The following is a 22787-nucleotide window of genomic DNA, read 5'->3' on the forward strand; positions in this document are numbered from 1 at the left end:
AAAGCCAAAAAAATATAAAATTTTGCGCAATTGCAACACTTATCCGTAGGTAGTTGTTTTGAGCGTGTAGGGGGATAATTGACTATTCCTTTTAAGCAAGTCTTAAAGAATCTGCGTGTCTTCAGACCGCAGAGTGTCAAAGCATAATCCCACGTCTAGTCATGGGAGTATTAACAGCAAGCAATGCCTTATTTAATTTACAAGAATATCCACAGGTAATGGACTTTTATCACCAAGCCATATGATCAACAAGTAATTAAAGCCCGTTACCAGAACCAGCAAAGGCAATTATCTAACGAATACTTACCTCTTGCAGCTCCTTCTCTGGGTGAAAATTGTCATTTTTAGCGGTTAAGGAATTCAACGCGATATTTACACCTCGATCATACAGTTGCTGCTGTTGGGTATATTCATTCAGTTTAGCCCGAGCTTGAGGGTAAACAGAACTACTTTTATGAATTTTACGCAGAAACTGGATAGCGCCACTAAAGTCGCCAACAGATGCTTTGATATTGGCACGATGTAAAAAATAAGCCGCTCTAATCTGCCGCTTTTGGTCGTACTCGGCTATTTTCTCTTGAACTAAAGCACTAGCAGTACTGTCGGGAGGAATTTGACGCAGATATTCTATAGCCGCTGAAAATTCTCTATCTACGGCTTTTGCATAGGCTTTTGATAACAAATCGTGTGTTTGTGTGGCAATGTTGGCTTGTGCTTGCTCCACCAGTTTCTCTACTTTAGATTGCCAATATAAAATATCTGGTAATTTCGCCGGCACACTTAAAACATCTGACCATCTCTCCTCATTTAGGGCTTGTTGGGCAATTTCGTATTGTTCAGCCGCCAATCGCCATTTGCCCTGCCATTCTTCTATATTAGCTTGAACCTCCGGGTAAACATTGCTGTAAGCAGGAATTGATTCAGCTAACGCCAGGGCTCCTCGAAAATTGCCTGTTTGATATTCTTTTATGGCTATATCTAATCTGCCTTTATGGGAATATGCAGGAGAATTATTCATTAAAGAACATGCTGCTAATCCCACTAATAAGGAATTAGCCGCCAAGCCTACTTTTATCCCTGAACATACTGGTGATGATGTAGCAAAATTAGGTTTTGGTTGTGGATCCTGATTTTTAGCCCTGATGATTTGATGGAGTTGATGGGGTATTTTCGGGGCGTTGAAGACTTGATTAAGGGTATATAAGACTTCAGCCGCAGACTGAAAGCGATCTTGGCAATCATAGCAAATCATCTTACTCAGAATAGCAGCTAGCTGATCACTCACTGATATATCTTCAGTCCGCCAGATAATCTCACCCGTTCCAACATTTAGTTTTAATTGCAGTGGTTCTAGTCCTGTTAAGGCTTGAATGGCAATCATACCCAAAGCATAAATATCACTATTGGGCAGGGTTTGACCAATAAATTGCTCTGGCGATATGTACCCCAGTGCGTTTACAGGAAGGTTATAAATAGGTAGCTCCCCATATGCGCCTAAATCAACTGACTCGATTAAACCGAAGTCGATTAAGGCTAATTTGCCATCAAGAGTACGTCTAATCAAGTTTTCGGGCTTAATATGGCAATGGATCACACCTTGAGAGTGAACAAAATCTAAAATACCTAGGGTATCTTCTAACAATTCTATAACTTCGGTTTCCGTCCACAGACCTCCGCAGGAATGCTTGATGGGTAATTCCTGACTCAGGGAATGTCCCTCTACAAATTCCTGTACTAAGTAGAAATGCCCATTTTCTTCAAAATAGGCGACAAACTGGGGAATTTGACCATGGGTTCCTAGACGCTGCAGAGTTCCTGTTTCATTGAGAAAGCAAAATTTTAAACTGTCTAAGTAGCTGGGGGAGAATTGCTCACCGTTAATCTGTTTAATCGTGTATTTGCTATTTCCCGGGTGGTCTCTATCTATGGCGATGTATGTTTCGCCAAATACCCCTGCACCCAGGCTTTGGATAACTTGGTAACGTGCTTGTAGTACTTTACCGATCATGTGATCATTCATGAGCTGGTTACTAAATAAGGCCTTATCATATGTTTCGCTAGATCAAGCGTTTTTCCGGAAGTCTGGGAAATAAATCATGCTAGCGTCCATTTTTGAAGGCCCAGTAGCTTTATCCTTTGGTTTCTTCGTCCTGTGAAATCACCTGGGTGTTATTTGTTAATGGTTTGACCACCCGCGCGATCGCTTCTTGCACAAAAGCTTTGATAAATTCATCCCTGCGATTTAATTTAAATTGTTCCTTGACTACTTCAGTCATACCACCATCACCCCAATCTTGGTCATGGCGAAAATACTCAATAAAACTTTTTCCCGCAATCCGTGTTAAATAAGCTACCGTTACTCCTTGAATTGCCCTACCAATGACAAAGGTGGCTACATGAAATTGTAAAGCTGTAGATATTAATTGAATTGCACCTTTGACTATACCTAAACTAGCGATGGTCTTGGCCAGGGAAAGGGCTAACTCTTTACCCCGTTCCATGTTCAGTTCACAGCCGTAGACTCTGCCAATCTCCACCACCATTTGAGCATTCACAGCGGCTGTCGCCAGTAAATCTACTACTGGTAGAGGTGTAACTGATACCACACCAGCCCCAATCCAGCTAAAGCGATCAACTATTTTGTCAGCTTGACGACGACGCTGGACATCAATCAAATTTCGCGCCTCTTCTCCCAGGCGTAGGGATTGCAAAAGAATATTATCCGCTACCAAATCCTCACCTTCAGCCCGTAAAATCGCCGCCATCCGCCGCAGCAAGGGGATAATATCCGCTTCTGGCTCTAGGGTTTCGCCAGTTTCTAGTTCTGCGGCTTGGGGATTAGCCGCGATCGCAATCACATCATTGGCGGCAATAAATCCCTGTACCCGTTGACGTAACCGAGCCAGGATAGATTCTTGATCTTCATCTGTATATAAATCAGTTTTATTGAGAACCAACAGCGATCGCTTGCCAATTTCCGCCAAACTGCGCAGGGGTTCATACTCAGAACGTCGCAAATCATTATCCACCACAAATAACAGTAAATTTGCTGAAGTTGCCAGTTCTCGGGCTAATTGTTCCCGTTCGGTTCCCTCCACCCCGGCTTCTAAAATCCCCGGAGTATCAGTAATTAAAATCTTGCGTTGTAATCCCTTCAACCGCAAACAATAAGTTTCCCCCACCTGGGTAGTCCCCATGGGCGCATTTACCTGACCGACTATGCGCCCCATAATAGCATTAACTAAAGAAGTTTTACCAGCACTACCTGTACCAAAAACAACTACTTGAATTTCACCCCGTGCCAGATTAACTTCAATTTCCCGGGATTTACTTAATAAAGCTTGTCGTGCGACTTCATCTTGAATTTGGGCTACCTGCTGTTTAACAGCTTTTAATGTACTCGAAGCGGCATCAGATTTAGCAGCGGGAATTTCTGCAGCCGTAACTCGTCGGGCTGGGCGGCGCGATCGCCTTTCCCCGGCTTGAAGTATCAATACATAATAAACAAAAGCCGCAACCAACCCCCCAATCAATAAAACCAACAACAACAGCAGCAAATTACCCAGCAGTGGCGAATAGGACAACTGCCAGTAAAGCCGAGACAGTGAGTCAATCAACCAGAGGCTTAATGCCAAAATGACGATTAAACCTACAATTAGGGTGACTATACGCGACAAAGGCATAGATGGCACAGTTAGTTAGTGGGTGTTCAATTGGCTGATGTTTTGAGTTTTTTTTGGGGTTTGGGTATACAGACACACAGGGATGAACAACTAGGAGATTTATTGTCAGTTTCTGGGGAGGGATATGAGCTAGAAACTAATGCTCAGTCCCCAATCCCCTCTCCAGTGTACTATCTGTCCACAGATCCCATGATCACGTCAACACTACCAAGAATAACCACAATATCTGCAACTTTCATCCCTCGTAGGAGTTCCGGGACAATTTGCAGGTTGTTAAAGTCAGCGGCGCGAATTTTCCACCGCCAAGGGAAGCCATGATCATCACCGACAAGATAAATTCCCAGTTCACCTTTACCGCTTTCCACACGGGAATAGATTTCGCCTTTGGGCATTTTAAAAGTAGGTGCAACTTTTTTCCCAATGTATTGATAATCAAAGCCATACCACTCAGATTTTTTCCCCTCTGCCATGCGCTTGGCTTCCAGGTTTTCGTAGGGTCCCCCTGGTAGTCCTTGAATTGCTTGGCGAATAATCTTCACAGATTCGCGCATTTCCCGCATCCGCACCATGTAACGGGCTAAACAATCCCCGGCGGTTTCCCATTGCACATCCCAATCAAAATCGTCGTAGCACTCGTAATGGTCAACTTTCCTTAAGTCCCATTTAACCCCAGATCCGCGTAACATGGGGCCAGATAATCCCCAGTTAATGGCTTGTTCCCGGGTGATGGTACCAATACCCTCAATCCGCCGGCGAAAAATCGGATTATTGGTAACCAAGCGCTCGTACTCGTCAACTTTGGGGAGAAAATAGTCACAGAAATCTAAGCATTTATCAACCCAACCATAGGGTAAATCAACTGCTACGCCACCCACACGGAAATAGTTGTGGTTTACCATCCGGTATCCCGTGGCGGCCTCCCACAAATCATAAATCATTTCCCGTTCTCGGAACTGATAGAAGAAGGGTGTTTGCGCCCCCACGTCAGCCAGAAACGGACCAAACCACAATAAGTGGTTAGCAATTCGGTTGAGTTCTAACATGATCACCCGAATATAGCTGGCGCGTTTGGGTACGGCTATACCTGCTAATTGTTCCGGGGCGTTAACGGTGACGGCTTCGTTAAACATACCCGCGGCGTAGTCCCACCGACTGACGTAGGGAACGTACATTACAGTGGTGCGGTTCTCAGCAATTTTCTCCATCCCCCGATGCAAATAGCCGATCACCGGTTCACAATCAACGACATCCTCGCCGTCCAATGTCACAATTAACCGCAAAACCCCGTGCATTGAGGGGTGGTGTGGCCCCATATTCAGCACCATAGGCTCGGTGCGGGTTTCTAGTCTGGCCATAAGTTCGGTGTTCTCCCATTATGAAAATTTCCACTTCAACCCCATCATCCCCACCAGGCTCGATTGTTTGTGTCTGCCAAAATCAGTTTGTCAGGGAAATAGTTTTCAGAAGTCGCTCTAGCAGCGTCTACATCTATTACCCATACAGAGTATGTTGGAGATGGGTCCTAGTGAGGGGATTTTACTTGATGTTTCAATTTGTTTCACTTCTTCAACTATTATTATATGGAGCTTGAGATTCAGGGAATTGTAGGCGCTGAATTTCTTCATGTGCCAGTTTTAAGCCGAGAGGTCATTGATGGGTTGGCGGTACGCCCTGGTGGCCATTATTTGGATGCAACTGTGGGCGGTGGTGGACACAGTCGCTTGATCTTACAGGCCGCTGCTAATGTGCGGTTGACGGCTATTGACCAAGATCAGGATGCTCTGCTAGCAGCCCAAAAGCACTTGGCTGAGTTTGGTGATCGGGTGCAGTTTGTGCTGGGCAATTTCTCATCTTATCAATATACTCCCCACTCTTTTGATGGTATCTTGGCTGATTTGGGTGTGAGTTCTTACCATTTAGACCAGCCAGAAAGGGGTTTTAGCTTTCGCCACACCGCTAATCTGGATATGCGCATGAATCAGGGTCAATGTTTAACCGCCGCTGATGTGATTAATCACTGGGATGAGCCGGAGTTGGCAGATATTTTCTTTAAGTTCGGTGAGGAACGTTTATCCCGCCGCATCGCCAGGCGCATTGTGGAAAGACGACCATTTCACACTACTACGGAATTGGCTTCGGCGATCGCCTCTGCTGTCCCCCGTCAATACCGTTATGGTCGTATTCACCCTGCTACCCGTGTTTTTCAAGCTTTGCGCATTGTGGTTAATGATGAGTTACAGTCTTTGGCAACTTTTTTACAGCAAGCCCCCTATTCTCTGGTTCCCGGTGGTCGAATTGCCATTATCAGCTTTCACAGTCTGGAAGACCGCCCCGTCAAGCATGATTTCCGCAATTCTCCTTTGTTAAAGGTCTTGACTAAAAAACCAATTACTGCTAATGAAAAAGAATTGGCTGAGAATCCGCGATCGCGTTCCGCTAAGTTGAGGATAGCTGAAAGGCTATAGATACTATTTACAACTTCTTTGCAACTTTTCGTTACACTTTTTAAAATATCTGTTACAGTACTTAATAGAGAAAACAAAAACCTCTGTTAAGTCCTACTGGGAGTATTAAAGATGAAAACTACAACAACACCAGCTCCAGAAAATCGCAACGCTTGGAACTGGGGATTTACTACCCAAACCGAAAACTGGAACGGTCGTTTAGCAATGATTGGTTTTTCAGCTGCTGCTTTAATTGAAGTATTTTCTGGTCAGGGCTTTCTCCACTTTTGGGGTATCCTCTAAAACTTAACTTTTGTCCCAAAAAGCTCAAGTATCAGAGTAATTTAACACTTGCGAAAATTTTGGGTAAAAATATGAACGCAATCATACAGTTAGAAAGTGGTGTATTAGATAGCACCATATTATTAACATCCCTCAGTGTAGATGACCAGTTAGCACTGCTGTGGTATGTATGTCACTAAGAAGAGGCCTAGCGGACTGATTCTGGTGTTGAGTTTATTTTATGCCTTCTGTAAATTAGAAGATAAAAAAATCAACTTACACCTTTGGGATGATCCCCATTATCAGGGATCATCCCAATTTTGCAGAAATACAAAATTAGCATCCAAAAAACCTCTTCTTACTGTTGCTTCCTTCCTGTTGAGTTTATTTCATGCCTTCTGTAAATTCAAACATAATATAAACTTACACATTTGGGATGCCCTCAATTATCAATTATGAATTGTTTGAAATTGTAACTCCTTATTATGATTTAATTGCAAATTAATTGCAACTATCTTATGCTTGTGGCTATTTAGTTTCATGAAAACTTTGTCAGGATTGCCCATGAAAAACTTATTAACTTACCCTAGAAAAATAGAAATAATGACATCGGAAGAAAAGTCAGTGGAAGTTAATAGTTTATCTAGCAATCCTCGTCAGTGGCGCATTGCTTTATATTCCCATGACACAATGGGATTAGGACACAAACGCCGTAACTTGTTAATTGCCCAAACATTGGGATATTCACCTCTACAAACCGATATTTTAATGATTAGTGGTATACAGGATGGTAGCAGTATACCAACGCCTTCAGGAGTTGATTTTTTGAGTTTACCTGCTTTGTACAAAAACATAGATGGTCAATATCAAGCACGAAAATTAGATTTATCATTACCGGAAATTATTACACTGCGATCGCAAATTATTCTCACTGCAATACAAAATTTTAAACCGGATATTTTCATAGTTGATAATGTACCCAGAGGCGCAGTCAGAGAACTAGAACCAACACTAAATTATTTACGTCATCAAGGAAAAACACACTGCATTTTAGGTTTACGAGATGTATTAGACGAACCAGCCTCAGTCCAGGAAGGTTGGAAACGCATGGAAAATGAAAAAGCGATTCAAACTTATTATGATGACGTTTGGGTATATGGAGATCCTACCATTTATGATTTAGCCAAAGAATATAATTTTGAGTCAGAAACAATTAAAAAACTCCATTACATTGGTTATCTTGATCAAACTACTCGCCTCAACTTTATTGATAGTGAAACCATTCATACTTTTCAAACCCTCAATTTATCTAAAAAAAAATTAGCATTATGCTTAGTAGGTGGTGGACAAGATGGAGCGAGTTTAGCGGAAACATTTGCCCATGCTCAACTAGCACCAGAGATGAATGGTATTATTTTAACAGGTCCATTTATGCCAAGGGATGTACAACAGAAACTGCAAAAAATAGCGGCTAAACGTGATAATTTACAGGTATTGAAATATTTATCTGAACCGACACTTTTAGTCAATCGGGCGGAGCGGATCATTGCCATGGGAGGATATAATACAACCTGTGAATTATTATCATTTCAAAAAAAATCCCTCATCATTCCCCGCATCCAACCGAGAAAAGAACAATTTGTGAGAGCAGAACGTTTACATTCTCTTGGTTTAGTGGATATGGTACACCCCCAAAACCTCACATCTCAAACATTAACAAATTGGTTAAATACAGAAACAAAAAAACCTCAAGAGAGTAACTTTGTGAATCTCAACGGACTCAATCATATTTATCAATCGATAGATGAAATACTCATAAATAAGCATTCAGCTAATACTAGTTCTGTATCATAGGGTAGCCATAGATGCCCTAAATTCAGATCAATGAATCACAGAAGCACAGAGTAGACCAAGATAAAATATCGAAAAATACGCGCATAATCACACATAAATGGTATAATATTATTCCACTTGTTAAAGAAGGTAGAAGGCAGGAGCTTTAATAATTCATAATTCCACCAATTACCAATTATGCCCATTGTTGGTTACATTCTCAAACGTTATCCCCGCTATTCCGAAACCTTTGTAGTCAATGAAATTTTGGCACATGAAACAGCAGGTTTAAAGATAGAAATTTTCGCTTTAAGACCACCGAATGACACTCATTTTCAAAATATTATTTCTCAAGTTAGAGCACCTGTAACTTACATTAAAAAACCAATTCCAGGCCGTGTGAGTCCATCTCTCAATAGTCTTGCTCCCACAGGGGCCAGCTATTTTTGGGCAGAATTACAAGAGGCCAGTCAAGTCATTCCCGATTTTTGGTCAAAATTAGCTATTGCTGAAGGTGAACAAGCAAGCACCGTTTATCAAGCTGCATGGTTAGCACGGGAAGCAAAAATCAAAGCCATCACTCATTTACACGCCCACTTTGGCACTGTAGCCACGAGTGTAGCTAGATTAGCATCTCATTTCACTGGCATTCCTTATACCTTTACTGCTCATGCTAAAGACATCTTTCATGAGAGCGTTAATTTTGCAGATATGGAACGCAAACTCCAGGATGCTTCGACAGTGGTAACTGTCAGTGACTACAACCTTAAATACTTACAAACAACCTATCCTACAGTTACCCAGAAAGTTAGGCGCATTTACAATGGTTTAAATTTACAACAACTAAAATATTCTGCTCCTGCTGACCGCCCTCCTGTAATTATTTCCGTTGGTCGGTTAGTCGAGAAAAAAGGGCTATCTATTTTGATAGATGCTTGTGCCATTTTGCAGCAGAGAAATTGTGAGTTTCAGTGTCAAATTGTCGGTACAGGATCATTAGAACCTGTATTAAAACAACAAATTGAAGATTTAGAATTGCAATCCTCTGTAGAAATTGTTGGTCCACGCCCCCAAAATGATGTGTTTAAATTGGTACAACAAGCAGCTGTATTTGCAGCGCCTTATGTAATTGGTAAAGATGGTAACCGGGATGGACTGCCTACTGTTTTACTAGAAGCAATGGCATTAGGAACACCCTGTGTAAGTACCGATGTAACTGGTATTCCTGAAGTAGTGCGACATGGTGAGACTGGGTTGATTGTGCCACAAAATAATCCTGAAAAATTGGCTATTTCACTTCAAGAACTTCTCACTGACTCAGCTTTGCGGGTGAGGTTGTCTAGTCAGGCGAGAAATTTAATTGCATCTGAGTTTGATATTGAGCGTAATACTCAAGTTTTACGGAAATTATTTGCCACGCACAGAGGTAGAAATCCACAGGAGGTATGAAGATGAGAGTTGCTTATGTTTGTGCTGATTTGGGGATTCCTGTTTTTGGCAAAAAAGGTTGTTCTATTCATGTGCAGGAGGTGATCAGAGCATTACAAAAACAAGCTTGTCATGTGCAATTGTTAGCGACTCGTATAGGAGGAATAGCACCGCCAGATTTAGGTAATATTATTGTTCATCAATTGCCACATATTCCCAAGGGGGAAATATCTATCAGGGAAAATATGGCTTTGGGAATTAATGAAGATTTACTTGATAAATTAGAAAGTTTGGGAGATTTGGAGTTGGTTTATGAACGTTATTCTCTGTGGAGTTATAGCGGTATGGAATTTGCCCAAGCAAAGGGAATCCCTGGTTTATTAGAGGTCAATTCTCCTTTGATTACAGAACAGGTAGAGCATCGTGGTTTGATAAATATTGATGGTGCTAAAAAGGTGGCAGAACGAGTTTTTCAAGCTGCTACTGCTGTGATTGCTGTTTCTGAGGAGGTGAAAAAATATGTGATGAATTATGTGGAGAGTGAGAAAATTTATGTGATTCCTAATGGTGTGAATCCTCAAAGGTTTGAGCAAGTAAATAATTATACTGATTCAGTAAATTTTACTGTGGGATTTTTGGGGAGTTTAAAACCTTGGCATGGTTTGTCAATTTTGACTGATGCTTTTTTTCGACTACATCAAAAAGTTCCCCAAGCTCGACTTTTAATTGTGGGTGATGGTCTAGAAAGGGAAAATATAGAAACTGAATTATCAGCTAGAAAATTAGATAGTTATACTCAATTTACTGGGGCGGTAAATCCTGAACAAGTTCCAGATTTATTAGCAAAAATGGATGTGGGAGTTGCACCATATCCAGCACAATCGGATTTTTATTTTTCCCCATTGAAAGTGTATGAATATATGGCGGCTGGTTTACCTGTAGTTGTGAGCAAAATTGGACAATTAGTAGATTTAATTGAACCAGAAATTAATGGTATTCTTTGTCCTCCTGGTGATGCGATCGCACTAGCAGAAGCATTAGAAAAATTATGGCGATCACCTACTCTCCGTTCTAGTCTCGGACAGGCAGCGCGCCAAAAAGTCATGCAAAATCATACTTGGGATGCGATCGCCCAACAAATTCTGCACATAGGCGGACTTGATGTTGAAATGAGTCGATATAGCAACAATTAAGCACCTTGATGTCAGAGGGAATGTAATTCACTACTACACAAACAAAAACAATAAAAAATCACCTACTGTAAATGTCAAAATCCCTCCAAAAAGCTAGTCCTAATCTTTGGGGAATTGTAGTTTATTTCTGGCCTTACATTAGCCCACATCAAGGACTACTATTAATTTCAGCGATCGCCCTACTTGCAGATGTTGGACTGCGATTACTAGAACCTTGGCCGCTCAAGTTTGTTTTTGATTATGTTCTCATAGGGAATGATCAACCAAGCAATATTCCAGTAATTTCCAGTTTAGAACCCATTACCTTACTAACACTTTCCGCACTAGCAGTCATTTTATTTACAGGATTACGGGCCCTTGCTGCTTATTGGAGTACCGTAGGATTAGCCACAGTTGGTAGCCGTGTTATGGCGAAAGTGCGTAATCATTTATATCGTCATTTGCAAGATTTATCCTTGGCTTATCACACTAAAGCCCGTAGCGGTGATTTAATTATTCGTGTCAGTAGTGATGCTAGTCGTCTGCAAGAAATTATGATTACGGCTGCATTGCCCTTAATAGTCAGTATTCTGAGTCTATTGGGCATGATTGGGGTGATGTTTTGGATCAATCCTAGCCTTACCCTACTGTCACTTTTGACCTTACCGTTATTTTGGTTAGTAACCAATCGCCTGAGCCAACAAATTAAAGATTCTTCATTAAAGCAACGCAAACAAGAAGGAAAAGTAGCTGCTATTGCGTCAGAATCTATTACAGCTATTAAGTTAGTCAAAGCTCTTTGGTTGCAAGACGCCTTTGCACAAGTTTTTTCTCAACAAAATCAGCGCAGTCTTAATGAAAGTGTTAAAACCCAACGTTTCGCTGCTCACTTAGAACGCACTGTAGATGTTGTGATTGCTTTAGGAACAGCTATTGTTCTCTGGTATGGTTCTTGGTTAGCCTTGCGAGATGCACTCACACCAGGGGATGTACTGGTATTTATCACCTATGTCAAGAATGCCTTTAAGCCAGTACAGAACTTTGCTAAGTACGTAGGTAGACTAGCTAAAGCTGCGGCTTCTGGTGAGCGAATTTTAGACGTATTACAACAACAGCCTGATATCAGAGATTTACCTGATGCAATTCCAGCGCCAATTTTTCGAGGTGCAGTTTGTTTTGATCATGTTAATTTCGGCTATGAACCAGGACAAGTTTTGTTAGAAGATATCAGTTTAAACATTCAACCAGGACAACAAATAGCAATTGTGGGTACTTCCGGTAGTGGAAAATCTACATTAGTCAGTTTATTACTACGACTTTACGACCCCACCCAAGGTAAGATTTTCATTGATAGCAGGGATATTCGAGAGTACACATTAGCATCATTACGCCCGCAAATTAGTGTAGTTTTACAAGAAAGTATTTTGTTTGCGGCTACAATTCGAGAAAACATTGCCTATGGTGTTTCTGGGGTGTCTGATATTGAAATTGAAAATGCTGCCCGTTTAGCTAATGCACATAATTTTATCCAAGCTTTACCCCAAGGATATGATACTTTTGTCGGTGAAAGAGGAGCAACACTTTCTGGGGGACAACGCCAACGAATTGCGATCGCTCGTGCTGCTATTCGTCAAACCCCCATTCTCATTTTAGATGAACCTACCACCGGTTTAGATAAGGGTAATGAAAAAGTTGTAATTAATGCCTTACAAAAGCTTTCTCAAAACCGCACAACATTGTTAATTACCCATGATCTTAATTTTGCTACTCGCGCCCATAGGATTGTTTACATGGAAAATGGGCGGGTTTTAGAACAAGGTAATCATCTGCAATTGATGCAAAAAAATGGTCGTTATGCCGCTTTGTATCAAATACAAACTGCGATGGAAAATGGGAAATAAAGATGATTTATAGCCGGCAAATAATCTAACAATATGACTGTTATTGTCAGAGATAATTTTGATAGTGTAGCGGATATGAAAATGCCTTTTTTATCAGCAGCAATTGACCCTGTGCAAGTGGCAGAATATTTTAGTCAGCATTTATCAATTGCTCAAAATACTCATCTTCAAAAAATTACAGTTATTCGACACAAACCGGGGCGGCGTTGTTTGATTGAGTATGAATTAATTAATACAGAAGGACAAACAATAAAGCTGCTAGGTAAAGTCAGAGCCAAGGGAACTGATTTTCATAGTTATGAATTACAGAAATCTTTATGGGAAACCGGATTTGGTAATGATAGTGTTGATGGAATTTTCGTTCCTGAACCTCTGGGTGTAATTCCTGAATGGCAAATGTGGTTACAGCGTAAAGTTTCGGGGGTGACATTTACTAAATTATTAACACAAAATAACAATCTTTTATTAGCACAAAAAATTGCTGAAGTTGCTCATAAACTGCAAAAAATTAATATTTATACCCACCGTTATCATACTATGAATGATGAATTACGCATCTTACATGAACGCATTCCCTTAGTCATCCAAAAATATCCACAATGGCAAGAAAGATTAGAAAGAATTTTAGAAGAATGTAATTATTTAGGTAATAACACTCCAGAAACAAATGTTTGTGGTATTCATCGAGATTTTTATCCAGATCAAGTGGTTGTTAATAATGATCATTTGTATTTAATTGATTTAGATTTATATTGCCAAGGTAATCCAGCCCTGGATATTGGTAATTTTATTGGACATATTCAAGAATACAGTCTGCGTGTATTTGGTAATCCTGGAAAATTGGCAGATTTGGAAACATCTTTGATTGCCAGATTTATGCAACTAACAAATAAGGATTATAGATATAACTTGAGAATTGCGATTGCATCTTATACCACTTTAACTTTAGTTAGACATATTTATATTAGCACTTTATTTGTAGAAAGATTACCTGTGACCGAGACATTATTGAATATATGCGAACAACGTTTTAATATACGCAATTCGTAACTATATACAGCATATTTGTATTTTTTACTTGCTTGCATCAATATTGCCTAGATTTTTATATTTTTCTGCGCCAGAAGAGATGTTGGTGATTTTCAGGAGATTTCTGTGAAGAATTTGATATTTTTCCTAAAAACTGGTTTGATTAGTTTATTTTTTGCTGGTATTCTCACCAGTAAAACTAAGGCTAATTCTATACCTTCAGATATGATTCATGGTTTTAATCAAATCAATTCTGTTTCTGAATTATCCCATAGAATCAATGCTTGTAGTGAATCTAATTTAATAAATAAAAGATTACCAACAGAATTTTCAGATGAATTAAAGGTTTTTAATAACCGGCTGAATTTATTAGAAAGCAAGGTTAATCAATTAGAGCAGCAGCAATTTTTGCCCCATTTTGAACTAGAGGGAGAGGTAATTTTTGCGGTGACTGGAGTAGCGGGTAAACAAACAGCTAAGACTACTAGCTTAGTATTTAGTAATCGTGTACGTCTGAGTTTAGAAAGCAGTTTCACCGGTAAAGATAAATTGCAACTGCGCTTACAAAGTAGGAATACACCAGAATTAGACCATGTGACTAGCACTAAAATGTCAAATTTAGGATTTGATGGTGATGATGATAATGAAGTCGAATTAGATGAAATAGAATATAGATTTAGGTTAGGGAAACAAACGGGAATAACTTTATATGGGTTAGGAGGAGGATTAGGTGATTTAGTTCCTAGTATCAATCCCCTATTTAGCGGTAGTGGAGATGGAGCAATTTCTACATTTGCAAGAGAAAATCCCATTCGACGACAAGGTGGGGGAGTCGGTGTTGGTATTTCTCGTAACTTCCATAATGCTATTAATTTGTCATTGGGATATATTGCTAGTAATGCAGCTAATTCAGAAAGGGGAATTTTTGCTAGTCCTAATGGTACAATTGCTCAACTGACTCTCGAACCTTCTCCAACAACAGCACTTAGTTTTACCTATGTCTATTCTCAGGATAATCTGAATACGGGAACTGGTAGTAAATTAACTAGCGATCCGTTTAATTATCAGGCCAATTCAATTACTGCTAATTCCTTTGGTGCAGAAGCAGCTTGGCAACTGAATTCAACTATTACTCTTGGTGGTAGAATTGGTTTTATTCATGCGGAAACACAAGATTTACCGACAAATGCAAATGCTACTATTTCGACATGGGCAATGTTGCTAACTCTTAGAGATATTGGTCAAGAAGGTGGGTTTGTCGGTTTTGTGGTTGGTCAACCCCCCAAAGTGACTCATAATAGTTTAGGTAAAGTATTTGAGGATAAAAATACATCTTTACATCTAGAAGGTTTTTACTACTTTCCCATCACAGATAATTTGGCTATAACTCCGGGATTATTTGTGATTACCAGTCCGGAACATGATCATAGTAATGACACCATTTATGTCGGTACTGTGCGGACAACATTTACCTTCTAATCAAAAATTTGTTGATCGGGTTCTCTGTGTTTGATATTTTTTTATCCTACCGCCTTGATTCTCCTCTAATTGGAGGAAGAGGAGCTAGGTCTGAGTCTTTCTCTCCAAGAGGGCTGGGGCGATGAAGAAGTAGAAGTATCAGCAGGGGGTAAAGGGCGGACAGTATTTGTGGGCGAACCACCTGATCGTACTCTTCTAGTCCGTCTGGGAGTAGAAGATGCACTTACAGGTAAATTGGTGGTTTGTGGCTGAGAATTTCTTGCTGATCGTCTGCGTGATCTCCTCACGTTATTTCGCGGGGAAATAGGCTGTTCTCCAGCTACAACAAAACGATTCCTGATTGATTTGGACTTGATCGGCTGGGCCTTAATACTACCGACACGACCTTGTAGTTTAGGTCTTTCCGGAAACTCTTCTACAGGGATTCCCTCCACTGCTTTTTCCATAAATTCCCGCCAGGTTCCAGCAGCAGTACCACTGTCTCCAAAAGTCGGGCGGTTGTTATCATTACCTAACCAAACACCTGTGACCATTTGGGGAATGTAGCCAATAAACCACAAATCCCGGGATTGATCAGATGTACCGGTTTTCCCCGCCACCGGTCTATTCCTTAATTGGGCAGGGGCACCAGTACCGGCTTGTACAACGTTACGTAGCATCCAAGTCATAATCCCGGCACTAGTAGGGTCAAGAACCCGCCGCGGCTGGAAATCATTAGACCAAACTACCTCTCCTTGACGGTTGAGGATGCGGCGGATGCCATGAGCTTCTACGTGTAATCCTTGAGTAGCAAAAGTTCCGTAAGCGTTGGTTAACTCCAGTAGATTCACTTCACTAGAACCCAGCGCTAAAGAATAGGTGGGCTGGAGGGTAGATTTAATTCCCAGATTGCGCGCAGTATTAATAATCGGATCAAATCCTACATCCAGCAATAATTTGACTGCAACAACATTATTGGAACGGGTCAGAGCATCTCTAATGGTCATGGATCCGCGAAAAGTTCTACCATAGTTTTGTGGTTCATAGCCATTGATGACAACAGGTGCATCTATGTATCTGTCCCTGGGGCTTTTCCCAGTGGCGATCGCCGCAGCATAGACGAAACCCTTGAATGTCGAGCCTGGTTGGCGCTGGGCCTGGGTAACGCGATTAAACTGATTTTTACTAAAGTCTTTTCCTCCCACCATAGCATGAATTTCACCATTGCGGGGGTCTATGGCTACCAAGGCTCCTTGGGTAAATTTTCCCCAGACACCTTGATTACGCAAGGTTTTAGTTACTGCGGCTTCTGCGGCTTCCTGTAAGTTAGGATTAAGGGTAGTTTCTACTACTAAACCTCCTGCTTTGAGGACTTCGGGAGCAACATATTTGGGCAATTCTTGGAGGATGTAACTAGTAAAGTAGGGGGATTTTACTTCCAGGCGTTGGGGAGAACTGGTTTTGAGGTTTAGCGGCTCCTGAGCAGAGGCTTTTCTGTCGCCATCTGTAATTAATTTATCTTCATACATCCGCTGTAATACTATATTTCGCCTGCGGATCGCGGCTGTGGGATTGTTTATGGGGGAGTATAAACTTGGCGCGGGCGCTAATCCCGCCAGCATGGCTGCTTCTGCGAGGGAGAGTTCATTGACACTTTTACTGAAGTAAACCAAGGTAGCATCTGCTACGCCATAAGCACCGGATCCTAAATAAACTAAATTGAGGTAACGTTCTATAATTTGGTCTTTGGTTAATTCTTGCTCTATTTTATGCGCCAGACGCACTTCTTGGAGTTTGCGCCAGATTGTCTGCTCTGGTTGGAGGAAGAGAATCCTGGCTAGCTGTTGAGTGATGGTGCTACCACCTCCAACGATAGCCCGCGATCGCAAGTTGTTCACAGATGCTCTGAGAATTCCTTGAGGATCAATACCATGGTGTTTTTCAAATCTTCTATCCTCTGAGGCGATAAAAGCCTGTTTGAGTTGCTCTGGTATTTGCTCAAGTCTGAGCCTTTCCCTGGTGGCTTCCCCTTGTTGTTGTAGTATGGTGCCGTCAGCGGCTTTGATGGTGAGGGTTTGCGCTCTGGTGGTAACTTGCAGTGCCGATTTATCGGGTAAGGTTTGATCTATGGTGCCAATGAAATATTGCCAGCCCATAATTGTACAACCTATGCCACTACTTATACCCAAACTTACCCGAAACCAGAACCGACGATGAAAGGGTCTGTTACTGCTCAGTAGACTAGTGATACGAGAGAAGAAACTATTCATAAATCTTATGGGTAGTAAGCTGATTTGTAGCTTCCTCGTTTTCGTAATCTTTACTAGGGGGTAAGCAAACCAGGTTTACGTTAATATAATACAATAGAAATGCTTAACTCAATTCAGTAATACATCAACATTTTTTCCGGGAGTCGTTAATTAATTTGTTAATATTTAGACATAATTCCGACATAATTTTAACTAGTTGTTCACCCCAGTGAATTCATTCAAAATATCTAGGCAAAATACACCAGGTAAACTTAGTGCCATTGCCCTGGGTAGTAATATTGGCGATTCCTATAAAATTTTAACAGCAGCTATAGAGACATTGTCCGCCACACCGGGGATCAAGCTACAAGCTCAATCTAGTTGGTATCGCACTAAACCCGTGGGTCCGCCCCAACCGGATTATTTAAATGGCTGCGCCATCTTGCAAGTAGAAATGTCACCAGACTTATTATTAGAGACCTTATTGGCTACAGAAGCAAAATTTGGTCGGGTGCGTCAAGAGCGCTGGGGTGCGCGATCGCTGGATTTAGATTTGTTATTATATGATGACTTCATCATAGACACCCCCCAACTGCAGATTCCTCATCCCCGCATGGTTACTAGAGCCTTTGTATTAGTACCACTGGACGAAATTGCGCCCCATTGGGTAGAGCCGACTTCTGGAACTAAGATTAAAAACCTAGTAAAAGAGGTAGACTGTGCCGATGTAGTTTTATTCTCCAACCAATAACTAAAAAAAAATATACGGTTTTTGTTCACAGCAGTTAGTATATGTATCCAGATATAAAATAAATTTACTATGCCACTAGGTAGAGAATTACCACAGCTGCTAAAACAGTGCTTATTTTATAAAGGTCGCAAGTTTGACTTTGAAGTCAATCGTCTGCGTTTACCCAATAAAGCCGAAGGAGAATGGGAATGCATTCGTCACCCCGGCGGAGCCTTAGCTGTACCCATAACAAAAACAGGTAAACTAGTACTGGTGCGCCAGTACCGCTTTGCCATTCAGAGAAGAATATTAGAATTTCCCGCCGGTACGGTAGAAATCAACGAAGATCCCCTGAAGACAGTACAACGGGAAATTGAGGAAGAAACAGGTTATAGCGCTAAGAAATGGGATACACTGGGTGAATTTTTCCTCGCCCCCGGCTATTCTGACGAAATCATCTATGCTTTTCTGGCGCGAGACTTAGAAAAGCTGGAAAACCCACCCAAAAAAGATGAAGATGAGGATATCGAAACTGTACTATTAACACCCGAAGAACTAGAGAAAGCTATTCTTCAGGGCGACGCCATAGATGCTAAAACCATTTCTAGTTTTATGCTAGCGCGCCCCTTTTTGCTTTAACAGCTTCAAATCTCCCCCTCTCCTGGGTCAGGAGAGGGTATAGGGTCAGATTCTGGCTTTTCCTCAGAAACTTTCTGGCGATTAATCCAAATACCTCTCAAACCAGCGGCTTTAGCACCTTGATAGTCCTCCTTAACACTATCACCAATGTGCCAAGCGGCTTGAGGTGGACAATGATGTTTTGCTAAAGCCAAGGCAAAAATCTGTGGGTCTGGTTTAGCAACACCCGCTTGGGTAGAAATGGTAATAGATGTAAAATAATTACTCAGTTCTAAACCTTGCAAGACGGAGAAAAGTCGGGAATCAAAATTAGAGACTACACCTAATTGAATACCCTGTTCTCGCCAGTGGTTCAAAGATGAGAGGACATCAGGATAAATGAACCAAGGTTCCCCAGTGCCAAAGTGAATATAGAGTTCACTAAAAAAACTGGAAAAGTCAGAAAATCCTGACATAACCCCGGCGCTTTCAAAAGTATTGTAGACAATTTTCTGCCACCAATCAAACTCACGCTGGGAAAGATCATCTAAGTGTGCATCAGGAAATATGGGTGGAGGGGAAGCTGCAAAGCTTTGCTTAAAGGCTGTATCCAATATTTCCGCAGAAACTTCAACATCAAATTCCTTGGCTATTTGACTATAAATTTGGCCCACACTGCCTTTAACACCGAATAGCGTACCAACAGCATCTAAAAAAATAACTTTCGGTCGTTCCATCAAACCTAGTAAATTAATTATAAATATGAGATTTGAGTTGTTGGTGAAGACACCAGATACTACTAGGATAGTGTATCTATAATAGGACGAACTAGCCAATTAAAACCAACCTTGAGTTGATGATCTAAACTAGGCATCCGATAGAGATAAGCTAGACGACGAGCAACATATGCTAAGGGTCCATCTAACTTTACACCTAAACCAGTGAGGGTAGCATTATCTTTACCCAAAGCCATCATTTCCCCTAGCTGTTGGTAACGGAAACTAAGTAAAGGGCGATTAGTCAGAGAAGCCCAGATATTCCAAGCAGTATAATCAGCTTGTTGAAAAGCAACTTGGGCTGTAGCGGGGACTTGTTGACCCTCAGCATCACGACAGTCTGCTAAGTCTCCCAAAGCAAAGATTTCTGGATGTTCTAAGACTTGTAAGGTGGGTGTAGTTGTGATTTGACAGCGCTGATTTTGCTTTAAATTCAGGGTGCGGACTACGGTTGCTACCCTGGTTCCCACAGTCCAAATCACTAAATCTACAGGAATTGTATCTACTTGAGTTTTATATTCTAGGGAAATGGTATCTTCACCAATTGATTCTACCTTGGTTTCTAAGTCTAGAAATACCTGCTTGGCTTCTAAGGCTTTGGTAGCAGCTTGGCGGTTAAATTCTGGAGAGGTGCGTAAAATTTGATCACCAATTTCAATCAGGCGCAAACGTCCCCTTTTCCCTAATCTATCTGCGAGTTTACAGGCTAACTCTACACCACTGTAACCAGCGCCAACAATGGCGACGCGAATTTTATCCGCGTCCGATTCTTCTAAGACTCGCAGACGTTCTTCTAACCGGTAAGCGTCCGTGAGGTTGCGGAATGGATAAGCGTAAGATGCGGCTCCGGGAACCATATCTAGGGGTGTTTCTCCACCCAAAGCTAATACTAATCTGTCATAGGGAATTTCCGGGCCATCCTGTAACTGTACCCGTTTTTGCTCGGTGTCAATTCCCGATACCACACCTTGGTAAAAACGTACCCCTGTACCTTGTAATAACTCCTCAAAGGGGGGCGCAATTTCCCAGGTCTGCATTTCCCCTGTGAGTAATTCGTACAGTAATGGTAAAAATATAAAGCGATCGCCCTGGTCAACTAGGACAATTTCCGGTTTTTCCCCCTTTTCCCAGGGTAACTGACTTAAGCGCAGGGCGGTATAGAGACCACCAAAGCCTCCACCCAATATACATATTTTAGAAGTTGGTTGAGTCATGGCTCCTATAGGTTCATCAATACTAACTTCAGTGTAATCAATAAATGTTCAATAAACAAAAAAAGCCTGGTTGCGCTCATTACCAGGCGTTTAAGTTGAAATTGATTGCAGGAGGAGGTAGAAGACGGAAATTACCAACCAGGGATTATTGCAGATTTACCTTGACAACTTTTTTCTTTTCTTCTTCTGCTTTGGGTAGTGTCAGGTGCAAAATACCATCCTTGTATTCCGCACTAACTTTATTATTTTGCACCAAGGTAGGTAGAGAAATCGCCCGTTGGAATTTACCGTAATAAAATTCACTCTTGCTGACACCTTTATTTTCGGTTTTAGTTTCCGATTTGCGCTCACCAGTAATATAAACGGTGTCTTCTGTGACTTGTATATCCAGGTCTTTAGTGTCCATTCCTGGTATTTCTAGCTTGACATTAACTGCGTCATCGGTTTCGGAGATTTCCGCAGCAGGAACTTTATGGAAACCTCTTTCAAATAGTCTAGATGGTGCTTTGGTTTCTTCAAGTAGGCTATTAATTTCACGGTGGAGAGTACCGATTTCCATCCAGGGATTCCAGCGAACTAACATAAATATTCCTCCGATTAAGTAGTTTTTATTTAATTGATTTTGCACTTGTCTTAGTGCTTAATTTAAATATTAATCAGGATAACAATTTCTGTAAATTCGGTTCTTACGACGGCATAATTGATGATTACCGCATTAGATACCCGACTTCTTCAAGCAGTCGGGTATCTGGGTTAGTTTATTCTTGCAGGTGAAAATCTTGCACACAACAACACCCAAGCTACTACTCACCTTGTTATTTCCTCTCATTTATCAGACTATCTAGGGTGACCCTGACTAAACTATCAGTGGCATAACCCCCTGTTTACCAATCTGAGGAAATATCAGCTTTCCAGTTGGGTGTTGTGTTCGGTTGACGAGACAGATTAGAATAGAACAGCGCTTTTACCTCTTTGTGAACTGAACATTGGCTGTTGAATCTGCCAGGGAAGCTATTTAGCTTCAATTATTAATATATCATTGTTAAATCAAGAGTACCTGACTTTGATACTAAACTTAATATTTCCAGGTAGGTGGTAGAACCTTGAGTATTTACCCATTGGTACCCTGGGATTCATTGGCAATTCCAACAGTGCGATCGCCTGTTGTGGAAAACCATCATCCATTTCATGAGGCGATCGCCATCACATTTACAGAGTGGGTAAGGCGATCGGCACCGCTCATTACCCACTCTACTCTACAATCTGATTTGTCAGGATTCAGTCAATCATACTAGAAGCTACACTAAGGTAGTGGTGAAATTACCAATCCCCAGCAAGCCTGTTGATCCTGTCACCTCAATAATGGCATCTTTATTGGCATCAAAGCCCGCTATACCATCGTTAATAGCGACAAAGGAACGACTTGTCATATGCTTCTGGCTAAAACTGAACAGAGAAAACCAGGCGGCAGCGTTGGCTTGAAAATTAGTGCTAGTTAAAATTCGACTAATATTGTTCCCATCCAAAGTTCCAGACAAAAAACCAGCAAATATGAATTCAGATAATGGATTGGAAACAACGAATTTATCTTCCCTAGCATTAAAGTCAGTAATAACATCAAAGTTATTCAGCAGTGAATCAGCTAAGTTGCGGTAGTCAAAACGGTCTGCTCCAAGACCTCCGGTAAGAGTATCTTTTCCAATTCCCCCCGTTAGGATGTCATTACCAGCACCACCGTAGAAAGTGTCATTACCTGAACGCCCCTCGAAAACGTCAGCATATTGTGTGCCAGTGATGTGATAGTTTTCTACATTAGAGACATTAACCAAAATTTGACCATTAGCACGATTCCAGATATGATTTGTATTTTGGTGTCCTAAATGAATACCAGCACCATCTGTTTTGCTACTGTAATCAACTAGGAGTAGGTCAGTACCGGAACCGCCATCAACTGTATCAGTTGCGCCTTG

At 41.2% G+C, this 22787-nt stretch carries 19 protein-coding genes; 11 read left to right on the forward strand and 8 right to left on the reverse strand.

Going from position 1 to position 22787, the window contains the following annotated elements; all coding sequences use genetic code 11:
• Positions 1 to 292: 292 nt before the first annotated feature.
• The 3 genes from NWP22_RS05155 to NWP22_RS05165 all read right to left on the reverse strand — a co-directional run bounded on the left by NWP22_RS05155 (position 293) and on the right by NWP22_RS05165 (position 5038).
• On the reverse strand, positions 293 to 2020 hold the full coding sequence (locus NWP22_RS05155; protein ID WP_271734081.1) for a serine/threonine-protein kinase: 1728 nt from the start codon (positions 2018 to 2020) through the stop codon (positions 293 to 295).
• Between the two features lie 109 nt (positions 2021 to 2129).
• Positions 2130 to 3683 carry a YcjF family protein gene (locus NWP22_RS05160; protein ID WP_271734099.1) on the reverse strand — a complete coding sequence of 518 codons (1554 nt, stop codon included), beginning with the start codon at positions 3681 to 3683 and terminating at the stop codon, positions 2130 to 2132.
• A 170-nt stretch (positions 3684 to 3853) separates the two neighbouring features.
• Positions 3854 to 5038 carry an NAD(P)H-quinone oxidoreductase subunit H gene (locus NWP22_RS05165; protein ID WP_271734082.1) on the reverse strand — a complete coding sequence of 395 codons (1185 nt, stop codon included), beginning with the start codon at positions 5036 to 5038 and terminating at the stop codon, positions 3854 to 3856.
• 225 nt (positions 5039 to 5263) lie between these two features.
• Here NWP22_RS05165 and rsmH point away from each other — a divergent pair, with 225 nt between their 5' ends.
• The 8 genes from rsmH (at position 5264) to NWP22_RS05205 (ending at position 15251) form a co-directional block, all read left to right on the forward strand.
• Positions 5264 to 6148, forward strand: coding sequence for a 16S rRNA (cytosine(1402)-N(4))-methyltransferase RsmH (gene rsmH, locus NWP22_RS05170; protein WP_271734083.1), 885 nt, complete (start codon positions 5264 to 5266; stop codon positions 6146 to 6148).
• A gap of 111 nt (positions 6149 to 6259) precedes the next feature.
• Entirely contained in the window at positions 6260 to 6430 is a 171-nt protein-coding gene (locus NWP22_RS05175; RefSeq protein ID WP_271734084.1) for a high light inducible protein, read from the forward strand.
• 582 nt (positions 6431 to 7012) lie between these two features.
• On the forward strand, positions 7013 to 8263 hold the full coding sequence (locus NWP22_RS05180; protein WP_280801594.1) for a glycosyltransferase family protein: 1251 nt from the start codon (positions 7013 to 7015) through the stop codon (positions 8261 to 8263).
• A gap of 177 nt (positions 8264 to 8440) precedes the next feature.
• The gene (locus tag NWP22_RS05185; RefSeq protein WP_271734086.1) at positions 8441 to 9691 is read left to right on the forward strand and encodes a glycosyltransferase family 4 protein; all 1251 of its coding nucleotides are present in this window, start codon (positions 8441 to 8443) and stop codon (positions 9689 to 9691) included.
• 2 nt (positions 9692 to 9693) lie between these two features.
• Positions 9694 to 10863, forward strand: a complete 1170-nt coding sequence (locus tag NWP22_RS05190) for a glycosyltransferase family 4 protein (protein ID WP_280801595.1) — start codon at positions 9694 to 9696, stop codon at positions 10861 to 10863.
• Between the two features lie 71 nt (positions 10864 to 10934).
• Positions 10935 to 12743 carry an ABC transporter ATP-binding protein gene (locus NWP22_RS05195; protein WP_271734088.1) on the forward strand — a complete coding sequence of 603 codons (1809 nt, stop codon included), beginning with the start codon at positions 10935 to 10937 and terminating at the stop codon, positions 12741 to 12743.
• Positions 12744 to 12776: 33 nt separating this feature from the next.
• The gene (locus NWP22_RS05200; RefSeq protein WP_271734089.1) at positions 12777 to 13793 is read left to right on the forward strand and encodes a phosphotransferase; all 1017 of its coding nucleotides are present in this window, start codon (positions 12777 to 12779) and stop codon (positions 13791 to 13793) included.
• Between the two features lie 105 nt (positions 13794 to 13898).
• Positions 13899 to 15251: an iron uptake porin gene (locus NWP22_RS05205; RefSeq protein ID WP_280801596.1), complete on the forward strand. Its 1353-nt coding sequence runs from the start codon at positions 13899 to 13901 to the stop codon at positions 15249 to 15251.
• Positions 15252 to 15316: 65 nt separating this feature from the next.
• Here NWP22_RS05205 and NWP22_RS05210 read toward each other — a convergent pair whose 3' ends face one another.
• Positions 15317 to 17500: a transglycosylase domain-containing protein gene (locus tag NWP22_RS05210; RefSeq protein ID WP_280801597.1), complete on the reverse strand. Its 2184-nt coding sequence runs from the start codon at positions 17498 to 17500 to the stop codon at positions 15317 to 15319.
• Positions 17501 to 17708: 208 nt separating this feature from the next.
• Between NWP22_RS05210 and folK the strand changes: the two genes are divergently transcribed.
• Together folK and NWP22_RS05220 are read left to right on the forward strand one after the other, a co-directional pair.
• Positions 17709 to 18230, forward strand: a complete 522-nt coding sequence (gene folK, locus NWP22_RS05215) for a 2-amino-4-hydroxy-6-hydroxymethyldihydropteridine diphosphokinase (RefSeq protein WP_271734093.1) — start codon at positions 17709 to 17711, stop codon at positions 18228 to 18230.
• A gap of 69 nt (positions 18231 to 18299) precedes the next feature.
• A complete protein-coding gene (locus NWP22_RS05220; protein ID WP_271734094.1) occupies positions 18300 to 18848 on the forward strand; it encodes an NUDIX hydrolase in 549 nt (182 codons plus the stop codon).
• A 5-nt stretch (positions 18849 to 18853) separates the two neighbouring features.
• Here NWP22_RS05220 and NWP22_RS05225 read toward each other — a convergent pair whose 3' ends face one another.
• The 3 genes from NWP22_RS05225 to NWP22_RS05235 form a co-directional block, all read right to left on the reverse strand.
• Positions 18854 to 19564, reverse strand: a complete 711-nt coding sequence (locus NWP22_RS05225) for an HAD-IA family hydrolase (protein WP_271734095.1) — start codon at positions 19562 to 19564, stop codon at positions 18854 to 18856.
• Between the two features lie 62 nt (positions 19565 to 19626).
• Positions 19627 to 20817, reverse strand: a complete 1191-nt coding sequence (locus NWP22_RS05230; RefSeq protein WP_271734096.1) for an NAD(P)/FAD-dependent oxidoreductase — start codon at positions 20815 to 20817, stop codon at positions 19627 to 19629.
• Between the two features lie 145 nt (positions 20818 to 20962).
• Entirely contained in the window at positions 20963 to 21400 is a 438-nt protein-coding gene (locus NWP22_RS05235) for an Hsp20/alpha crystallin family protein (protein ID WP_271734097.1), read from the reverse strand.
• A 520-nt stretch (positions 21401 to 21920) separates the two neighbouring features.
• Here NWP22_RS05235 and NWP22_RS05240 point away from each other — a divergent pair.
• Positions 21921 to 22112, forward strand: coding sequence for a hypothetical protein (locus NWP22_RS05240; RefSeq protein WP_271734098.1), 192 nt, complete (start codon positions 21921 to 21923; stop codon positions 22110 to 22112).
• A gap of 3 nt (positions 22113 to 22115) precedes the next feature.
• Here NWP22_RS05240 and NWP22_RS05245 read toward each other — a convergent pair.
• On the reverse strand, positions 22116 to 22787 hold a 672-nt coding region (locus NWP22_RS05245; RefSeq protein WP_280801598.1), incomplete at its 5' end, for a calcium-binding protein.

This window comes from Anabaenopsis tanganyikae CS-531, from assembly GCF_029891675.1.
GTDB classification, from domain to species: domain Bacteria; phylum Cyanobacteriota; class Cyanobacteriia; order Cyanobacteriales; family Nostocaceae; genus Anabaenopsis; species Anabaenopsis arnoldii.